The organism is Pseudomonas sp. BIGb0558 (assembly GCF_024807515.1).
Taxonomy (GTDB): domain Bacteria; phylum Pseudomonadota; class Gammaproteobacteria; order Pseudomonadales; family Pseudomonadaceae; genus Aquipseudomonas; species Aquipseudomonas yamanorum_A.
Genome location: NZ_JANUEW010000056.1, coordinates 22,133 through 30,218, shown reverse-complemented (window position 1 = coordinate 30,218; position 8,086 = coordinate 22,133). Strand labels below are relative to the sequence as shown.

Here is an 8,086-nt window from a genome sequence, read left to right as displayed (position 1 = left end):
GGCAGGCGGCTGGATGAAACCGCGCATCGGCGATTGCTGCGGTGCGCTGTACAAGCTGAACGTGGCGTTCTGACCGAGCATTTTCTCGACAGCGACGTCGCGGGCGGTGCTGGTGAACTCGACACGGTAGTTGAACAGTTCGCTCAGGCCCTCTGTGCCTTCGAAGGCGAGAACGTCGAGTACTGCATCAACGTTGCGAACGGTGAGTTTATGGCGACTGTGGTCGAAAAACGGGAAGGGTGATGCGCTGGAGGTCATGCCTTTTCATCCCTGGACTTTGCGAAAGGCCAGAGAGTAAAGATTTGCTATCTGCGATGAATGTCAGAAGGTTCCTCTTTCCAGGAAAGACACTTCTCGATGTTTAACCCCGCGTCCGTCTCAGGAACACATACCTCACGTCCGCCATGTCCCCATCCGCGCCATTTGCCCCAACACCTCGGCCAGCGCGGGCTGTGGCGCGCTGTTGACGGTCACCAGCGCCACACAACGGCTCGGCCGCAAGGTCGCCGCCGCCGTGACAGCCCGACCACCGAGGTCGAACCCGCCGAGCACTGCCTCCGGGATGTGCAAGGCGTTCATCAGGTCCAGCACGTCCTGGCCCAGCACCACCTCCTGGATGCTGGCGGGCGCAGCCTTGTCCAGTGGCGTGGTGCTGCCATGGCGCCGCAGGTACGGGACGACGACCCGCAAGCCCTGAGACACCAGGTGCGGCACGACCTCGACGAAACGCTCAAGGTCACCGTCCGCCCCATGCAGCAAAATGATCGGCCTGCCCTCCTCGGGGCCGGCCTCGTAGTAGCCGATATCCAGCAGGTCGGTGCGGACCTGGCGGATCGTCCACTTCGCAGGCGCCGCCATGGCCGGCAGTGAAAGCACCACAGAGGCAATGGCGCTGGACATCAGAAAGCGACGGCGATTGAAAAAAGACATGGGTCATAGCTCCAAAAAATGCGACACAGGAAGATCGTCAACGACCCCCACAATCAACTCGCTGCCGATCCAGCCGGCCAGCCATTCACCGGCTTTCGCCACTCCCTCCTCGACCCCCAGGCGCTCCACCAGAAACTCGCACAGCCCGACAAAACTGCCGTTGCCTTGCAGGTGCACCAACGCCTGGAACTCCACGGCGTCGACCTGGCGCAGGCGCGAGGTGAATTGCCGACGCCACACCAGCAGCCCACCGGCCTCGGCCAGCATCACCGCCTCGGGCGCCGGGGTTTGTTGCCACAACGCCGACCAGATCGCCTCGGCGTTGGTGGTCAGCCCGTGGCAGCGCAGCGACGGCGTGAATTGCAGGCACGCCGTGTCCCAATCCACCGCCGCCAGCGCGTCCATGGGCAACGGGCTGGCATCGGCGGCGACAAACGCCTCATTGAGCGACGACTCGATCCATGCCAGTTCATGCACGTCCGGGTTGTTGGGGAACAGTTCGGCCAAGGTCTGGTGAAAGCCTTCGGGATACACGTCCAGGGTCCAGGCATGGGGCGGATACCGGTCGATATGGCTGATGGACGCGGCCAGGAACGCCTCATCCCCCACCCAGCGCCGCAGGTTGGGAAACGCCTGCTCCAGGCAACCCACCAACTGTGCGCGGTAGTTGTTCTGGTAAACCGCGAGGCCGGCGGTCTTGTTGCCAAGCACCTGGGCCGACTCGTCCGAAGCACTCACCAACCAGATGTGAAAGGCCTGCTGCCACTGCGCGAGGTTCATGGGCGTACCTGCGAACGCTTGTAGGCCTCGGAGGCTCCCAGCATCCGGGCGATCGACAGCTCCTCCAGCAGCTCGGCCAACGGCGGAATCTCGTCGTCGCGTTCGATCATCGTGGCGACCGGGCCGAGCAACCCGACGGCCTTGGCATACAGATCCCAGACCCCGTCACACACCGGGCTGTCGTGGCTGTCGATCAGCAATTCGCGGCCCTGGCTGTGGCCGGCCAAATGAACCTGCCGGACCCGCTCGGCGGGAATCCCCTGGAGAAACGCCAAGGCATCAAAGCCATGGTTTTTGGCGCTGACAAACACATTGTTGACGTCCAGCAACAGCTCGCAGCCGGTGCGCCGGGACATGGCGGCGATAAATTCCCACTCGCTCATGGACGCATCATCAAAGGCCAGGTAGCTGGACGGGTTTTCAAACAGCATCGTACGGCCCAACACCTCTTGAGCCAGATCGATATTCGCGCAGACCCGGTCCAGCGCCTCAAGGGTGTAAGGCACCGGCAGCAGATCATGGGAGTTGAACCCGCCACTGCGGGACCAGCTCAAGTGGTCGGACACGAACAGCGGTTCGATCTCGTCCACCAGGGATTTGAGGCGCTTGAGGTAATCGCGATCCAGGCCTTCGGCGGTGCCAATCGACATAGACACCCCATGCAGCGCCACCGGATAACGCTCACGAATCCGGCGCAGGATATGCCGTGGCTGGCCGCCCGCGACCATGAAGTTCTCGGAGATCACTTCAACGAAATCCACCGCCACCGAGGTCTCCAGGAACTCGCTGTAGTGCTCCTTGCGCAGCCCGAGGCCGTAGCCCGGGAAACGCGGATTGGATGTCGGCATCACACGGCCTCCGTTATAAAACTGTAGGAGCGAGCTTGCTCGCGAAAAACCTGAGAACAACGCGGGGCGCCAGGCACCCCGCGTGTTCATGGACCTTACTTCGGTTCAGTGGTGGTGCCGCCCAGCTTCAGGCACTCAGACGGAGTCTTCACGACCACGCCCTGGCCCTTGCAGCTGTTGAGGCCCTTGCAATCGTTCTTGGCCGTGGCGCACAGGCTTTCGCCCTTGCAGTTATTCACGCCGTAGCAGCGGCCTGGCTGCTCCGGCTGGTCGGCGGCGCTCGCGGCAGCGGCGAAAGAGGCCGACGCCATGGCGATCAGGGCGGCAGCAGTGGCCAGGCTCAAGCGGGATTTGATGGACGTACTCATGGGTGTTACTCCTCGGGGGTGGGGTTTATTTGATAACGGATGCAGCGTCTTCGATGACCTTCGCCACAGCCTCAGGCTGGGAGATGTACACCGAGTGGCTGGCTTTGATTTCGGTGACCTTGGAGCCGGCGCGCTTGTACATCCAGCGCTGCAGATCCGGGCTCAGGGCGCGGTCTTCGGTGGACACCACGGCGTAGGTCGGCTTCTTGTGCCAGGCCGCGGCCCAGATGGTGCCGCCGAACAGCGCGGTGGTGGCCGGCACTTGGGAGGCAGCCATGAAGTCGGTGCGGTTGGTGGTCAGGTCGGCGGCGAAATCGGCGTTGAATTTGGTTCGGTCAAAGAACAGATGCCCGTCGCGGGTCTGCTTGACGTCATTGCTCGGCGCCGGCATCGACGACAGCAACTGGCTCATGTTCTCGCCGACTTCCGGTTGCAGGGCCGAGACATAAACCATCGACTTGACCTTGTCGCGGTCACCGGCAATCGAGATCACACCGCCACCGGAACTGTGACCCACCAGCACCACCGGGCCGACCTGCTGCTCGAGCACTTCGCGGGCTTCGGCCACGTCTGCGGCGAGGCTTTCATGGCCCTGATGCACCACGGTCACCTTGTAGCCCTTGTGAATCAGGATGTCGTGCACCACTCGCCAGCCAGAGCCGTCGACGAAGGAACCGGGCACGATCACCACGCTTTTGCCGGTGCCCGGCTGGGGCTTGGCCGCATCGGCCGCCGAGGCCAATAAGGGTGAACCGAGTGCCATGGCGATCGCCAGGGAAGAAAGAATACGCATGCGACTCTCCACAGGCCTTGGGGCCTGATCATTGTTGTGAAAGGGTTAACGGCGTTGGCCGGACAACACGCGGTCGAGTGACCAGGCCCCGCCGCCATACGCCAGCAGCGGCAGTAACAGCCCCGCCCAGGTCAGGTGGGTGGGCCAGGCGTCGGGGTACACGAACACCTCGATCACCAGGGTCATGCCCAGCAGCGCGGCGGCCGCCGGACGGGTCAGCAGGCCCAGCACCAGCAACAGCGGGAACAGATGCTCGGCGTAGGTCGCCAGGTGCGCCGCCCATTCCGGCGGCACCAGCGGCAAGGCGTATTCCGAGCGAAACAAGGTGTAGGTCGACGGCTTGAGCTGCAGGAAACCGGTCACCTTGGTGCGGCCCGAGAGGAAAAACACCGAAGCGATACCCACGCGAGCCACCAGCAACAGCAGCGCCTCAGGCAGCACACGCTTGAGCACCGCAGGGGCCCGGGCAATCATGGTTGTTCCGTCAGGCTGCCGAAGCCTTTGGGGGTCTTGATCTGGGTGCAGGTGCCTTTGTCCACCAGCACCCAGGCGTTGCCCTGGTAATCCGCCTTGGCCGTACCGGCGCAGGAAGTACCGGCACCGGCGGCGCAGTCGTTGGCACCGGCGAGGGACACGCCGAAGCATTTTTCCTGGGGCTTGGCCTCATCGGCATGGGCGGTGGCGGCGAAGGCACCGAGGGACAGTGCAAGGGTGGCGGCAAGGGCCGCGTAATGGCGCTTCATGGGTTGGAACTCCTGGCTTGACTGAATGTGGCCAGGGCGCTTGTGCGGTGGGTGACCACCTGCGCCATCTGGTAGACAGATTTAAAGCCAGGCGTGTATCCCGTCTGTGTCGCGTTCCCGCCTTCTATTCATGCAGGTGTATCAGGTGGGTGCTGATACACAGTCTGATACACAGCCAAAAAACCACCGCCAAACCACCGCCGTTTTATTCGGCTTCCCGAACGACACAATTAGAAATATTCGCCTTTCCGAACACTCCCCTTCCCGCGCCGTCGACGACCTCAAAATTCCCCATAAATTTCATAAGGTTGTTGTCATCTTTGTTACATGCCAACTGGCATACATTCTGCTACATCAGGTTTTCTAGTAATAAAATGTTTCTAAATTGAAACAGTCTCATCGCCTGAAACCCAACGGCCCCGCGCCCTATAACAATGTCCATGCCCCAAAGGAGGGCGGCAATTCTTACCTTTTTGATCGACTTCAACTCTCCAAGCCTGCTGCCGCACGTAAGCACCCAAAAGGGCGAATGGCCTGATCGCCAATAACAAGCCCGACTACAAAAAAGGACAAATTGATGAGTTCGAGCAAATACCCCGCAGCGTCCTTCATGGACCTCGCCCCCCATGCCCCGGACCACACCGAGAACGCTCTCGGTTTTGGCCCCTTTCTCTTGTTGGCGCGCCAGCATGTCTTGCTGCGCAACGGCGAGCCGGTGACCCTCGGCAGCCGCGCCTTGTACTTGCTGATCGCCCTCGCCAGCCGGGCGGGCGAGTTGCTGGAAAAGTCCGAACTGATCTCCTTCGCCTGGCCCAAGGTGGTGGTGGAGGAATGCAACCTGCGCGCACAGATCGTTGCGCTGCGCCGGGCGCTGGGGGATGACGGCAACTTCAGCTACATCGTCACCGTGCCTGGCCGGGGTTACCGGTTTGTCGCACCCGTAACGTTGCAGGCCGTGAGTGAAGGCGCCATGCCCCAGGCTCTGGTGCCGGCGCCGACCGTGGAAGAGCCCAACCTGCAACCGCCACCGAGCACGGTGATTGGCCGCGAACAGCTGATCCTGAGCCTTGCCGACCAGGTGCTGAACCAGCGCTTCGTGACCATCACCGGCCCCGGCGGCATCGGCAAGACCACCGTGGCCCTGGCCGTGGCGCAACTGCTGCAGGGCCGCTTTCACCAGGGCATGTGCTTCGTCGACCTGGCCCCCGCCACCAGCGGCCAATGGGTAGCGGGCATGCTCGCCAACGCCTTGGGCATCCAGAGTGTGATTGACGAACCCTTGCAAAGCGTGGCCTCGATGCTCGCCGACAGCCCGCTGCTGCTGGTGCTCGACAACTGCGAACACGTGCTGCAAGCCACCGCCGATGCCGTTGAAGTGCTGCTGCGCTGCGCGCCCCAGTGTTGCGTGCTGACCACCAGCCGCGAACCACTGCGGGCCGAAGGCGAACGAGTGCACGACCTTGCACCGCTGCTGGTGCCCGACGAAGACTCAAGCCTGAGTGCCGAGCAAGCCATGACCTGGTCCGGCATCGCGTTGTTTATCGAGCGGGTCAAGGCCCTGGACCCCGGCTTCGTGTTCAAGGACACCGACGTCGCCGCCGCCAGCGCCATCTGCCGCAAGCTCGACAGCAATGCCCTGGCCATCGAAATCGCCGCAGCGCGGGTGCGCACCTTCGGCATTCAGGACCTGGTGGGCCTGCTCGACGGCAGCTTCCGCCTGCAAATGACCGGCCGGCGCACCGCCCTGGCCCGCCACCGCTCACTGAGCGCGACCCTGGACTGGACCTACTCGATGCTCAGCGGCGACGAACAGGCGATGTTGCGCCAACTGGCGGTGTTCACCGGTTCCTTCACCCTCGATGCGGTCAAGGCCATGACCGCCAGCAGCACCCTCGATGCCCGCAACGCCCTGCCCTTGCTGGAAAGCCTGATGGACAAGTCGCTGCTGATCGCCGGTGAATCGCAGTTGCTCAAGCGCTACCGCCTGCTGGAAACCACCCGCGCCTACGCCCTGGAAAAACTCAACGAACAGGGCGAAGCCGATGCCACCCGCCAGCGCCATGCGTTGTTCGCCCTCGGGGTGTTGCAGGAAGCCGGGCAGACCCTCGACAGCCTTTCCCCCGACACCTGGGTCGGCCTCTACGGCCCGGAAATCAACACCGTTCGCGCCGCGCTGGAGTGGGCGTTTTCAGCCTCGGGCCACCTGCCCACCGGCATCGAACTGACCCTGGGCGGTGTGCCGTTGTGGCTGCGCCTGTCGCTGGTGAGCGAGTGCCGCACCTGGGTCGACAAAGGCCTGGCCAGTGCCACCACCACCCCGCTGCCGCTGCGCCAGCGCATGCTGCTGCAAACCGCCTTGGCCAGTGTGCTGATGCTGACCTACGGCACCGGCGGGCCGATGCGCGAGGCCTGGCGCCAGGTGCGTGAAGACGCCCGCGACCTGGGCGATGCCGAGCACAAGCTGCGGGCGCTGTGGGGCTTGTGGAGTGACCGCTGCGGCTGCAACCAGTACGCCGAGGCGCTGGAACTGGCCGAGCGCTACATCACCCTGAGCAGCAGCGGCAACCAGCAACTGCTGGGCAAACGCATGCGCGCGGTGGCGTTGTTTCACATGGGCGACCTGGCCGGTGCCCGGCAGAATATCGACGAGGCGCTGGGCTCACCGTCGGCCCCGCGCTCGCACATAATCGATGTGCATTTTGACCAACGCATCGCCGCTCGCTGCCTCAAGGCACAGGTGCAGTTGCTGGAAGGCGATGTCGACCCGGCGCTGCGCTTGATCGGCAGTTGCGTCGATGAAGCCATCACCCTCGATCACCCCGCGACCCTCTGGTACACCCTGTGCCTGGGGGCAATTCCCCTGGCGCTGTTGGCGTCCAACCTGCCCAAGGTGCGGTACTACCTGGGCTTGCTGCAAGACAGCACGACCCAGCAGGATCTGCATATCTGGCGTCAGTTTCGACTGTGCTTCGAAAGCATTCTGTTGATCCGCCAGGGGTCGCCCGAAGAAGGCGTGCCGTTGCTGGGTGAGGCCTTGCATCACCTGCATGGGCAAGGCGATAGCCAGCTGTATAGCTTGCTGCGTTGTGAATACGCCCTGGGGCTGGCGCGGCTCGGGCTGGAGAAGCTGGCGCTGGAGGTGCTGGAAGACACGCTGCAATTGGCACTCGGACGGCATGAGCGCTGGTTCGTGCCGCAGATGCTGCGGATCAAGGCGCAGTTGATTTTGCGCCAGGCGCAGTACGGGTCGGTAGACAAGGCCAAGGTGTTGCTGCGCCAGGCGTGGGTGGATGCCCAGTTGGCCGGGGCGCATTTCTGGCGGGCGCAGATTGCCAGTGACCTGGCCAGGCTGCAGGAACCGAAGCTGCGCATTGCTGCGCTGCCGAGGTTTCAGCATCGGTAAAGGCCGCTGGCCACGGTGTGTATTCGTTATCCCGATAACGGATACACAGCCTGTTGATTCCCAAACAACCTGCCCACCTGACTGTTGCTTTTTCAGCGAAACCTGCGCGTCATTCAAAAATAACCCAATAAAATCAAATACTTAATTGTTACAAAATGATGGCACATAGCTTGCTATCACCTCTTCCAGCTTACTCTTCAAAGAGCGGCCCCTGCGTGAAG

General features: G+C 62.8%; 8 protein-coding genes and 1 pseudogene. 1 reads left to right on the top strand and 8 read right to left on the bottom strand.

Features of this window, described 5'->3' with window-relative positions:
- The 8 genes and pseudogenes from M2400_RS31475 to M2400_RS31440 all read right to left on the bottom strand — a co-directional run.
- Positions 1–258: pseudogene (locus M2400_RS31475) on the bottom strand (type VI secretion system tip protein VgrG); the annotation flags it as partial.
- Between the two features lie 135 nt (positions 259–393).
- Positions 394–930 (bottom strand): alpha/beta fold hydrolase, encoded by a 537-nt coding sequence (locus M2400_RS31470; protein WP_177121947.1) that lies wholly within the window; start codon positions 928–930, stop codon positions 394–396.
- Between the two features lie 3 nt (positions 931–933).
- Positions 934–1,710 (bottom strand): DNA-binding domain-containing protein, encoded by a 777-nt coding sequence (locus tag M2400_RS31465; protein WP_259201174.1) that lies wholly within the window; start codon positions 1,708–1,710, stop codon positions 934–936.
- Positions 1,707–2,558 carry a DUF692 domain-containing protein gene (locus M2400_RS31460; RefSeq protein ID WP_259201173.1) on the bottom strand — a complete coding sequence of 284 codons (852 nt, stop codon included), beginning with the start codon at positions 2,556–2,558 and terminating at the stop codon, positions 1,707–1,709. The genes M2400_RS31465 and M2400_RS31460 overlap by 4 nt, the downstream gene beginning before the upstream one ends.
- Positions 2,559–2,653: 95 nt before the next feature.
- Positions 2,654–2,926 (bottom strand): hypothetical protein, encoded by a 273-nt coding sequence (locus M2400_RS31455; protein ID WP_003211275.1) that lies wholly within the window; start codon positions 2,924–2,926, stop codon positions 2,654–2,656.
- Positions 2,927–2,951: 25 nt separating this feature from the next.
- Positions 2,952–3,719, bottom strand: a complete 768-nt coding sequence (locus M2400_RS31450; protein ID WP_177047363.1) for an alpha/beta fold hydrolase — start codon at positions 3,717–3,719, stop codon at positions 2,952–2,954.
- Positions 3,720–3,764: 45 nt separating this feature from the next.
- Positions 3,765–4,193, bottom strand: a complete 429-nt coding sequence (locus M2400_RS31445; protein ID WP_177047361.1) for a DoxX family protein — start codon at positions 4,191–4,193, stop codon at positions 3,765–3,767.
- Positions 4,190–4,462: a DUF2282 domain-containing protein gene (locus M2400_RS31440; RefSeq protein WP_169387734.1), complete on the bottom strand. Its 273-nt coding sequence runs from the start codon at positions 4,460–4,462 to the stop codon at positions 4,190–4,192. Before M2400_RS31440 ends, M2400_RS31445 begins: the two co-directional genes overlap by 4 nt.
- A 577-nt stretch (positions 4,463–5,039) precedes the next feature.
- On the opposite strand from M2400_RS31440, the gene M2400_RS31435 reads away from it, so the two are divergent.
- Positions 5,040–7,865 carry a helix-turn-helix transcriptional regulator gene (locus M2400_RS31435; RefSeq protein WP_259201170.1) on the top strand — a complete coding sequence of 942 codons (2,826 nt, stop codon included), beginning with the start codon at positions 5,040–5,042 and terminating at the stop codon, positions 7,863–7,865.
- Positions 7,866–8,086 lie beyond the last annotated feature (221 nt).

Excerpts from the sequence above, each read along its gene's own strand:
- M2400_RS31470 (WP_177121947.1), bottom strand. The coding sequence starts at position 930 with ATGTCTTTTTTCAATCGCCGTCGCTTTCTGATGTCCAGCGCCATTGCC.
- M2400_RS31465 (WP_259201174.1), bottom strand. The coding sequence starts at position 1,710 with ATGAACCTCGCGCAGTGGCAGCAGGCCTTTCACATCTGGTTGGTGAGT.
- M2400_RS31460 (WP_259201173.1), bottom strand. The coding sequence starts at position 2,558 with ATGCCGACATCCAATCCGCGTTTCCCGGGCTACGGCCTCGGGCTGCGC.
- M2400_RS31455 (WP_003211275.1), bottom strand. The coding sequence starts at position 2,926 with ATGAGTACGTCCATCAAATCCCGCTTGAGCCTGGCCACTGCTGCCGCC.
- M2400_RS31450 (WP_177047363.1), bottom strand. The coding sequence starts at position 3,719 with ATGCGTATTCTTTCTTCCCTGGCGATCGCCATGGCACTCGGTTCACCC.
- M2400_RS31445 (WP_177047361.1), bottom strand. The coding sequence starts at position 4,193 with ATGATTGCCCGGGCCCCTGCGGTGCTCAAGCGTGTGCTGCCTGAGGCG.
- M2400_RS31440 (WP_169387734.1), bottom strand. The coding sequence starts at position 4,462 with ATGAAGCGCCATTACGCGGCCCTTGCCGCCACCCTTGCACTGTCCCTC.
- M2400_RS31435 (WP_259201170.1), top strand. The coding sequence starts at position 5,040 with ATGAGTTCGAGCAAATACCCCGCAGCGTCCTTCATGGACCTCGCCCCC.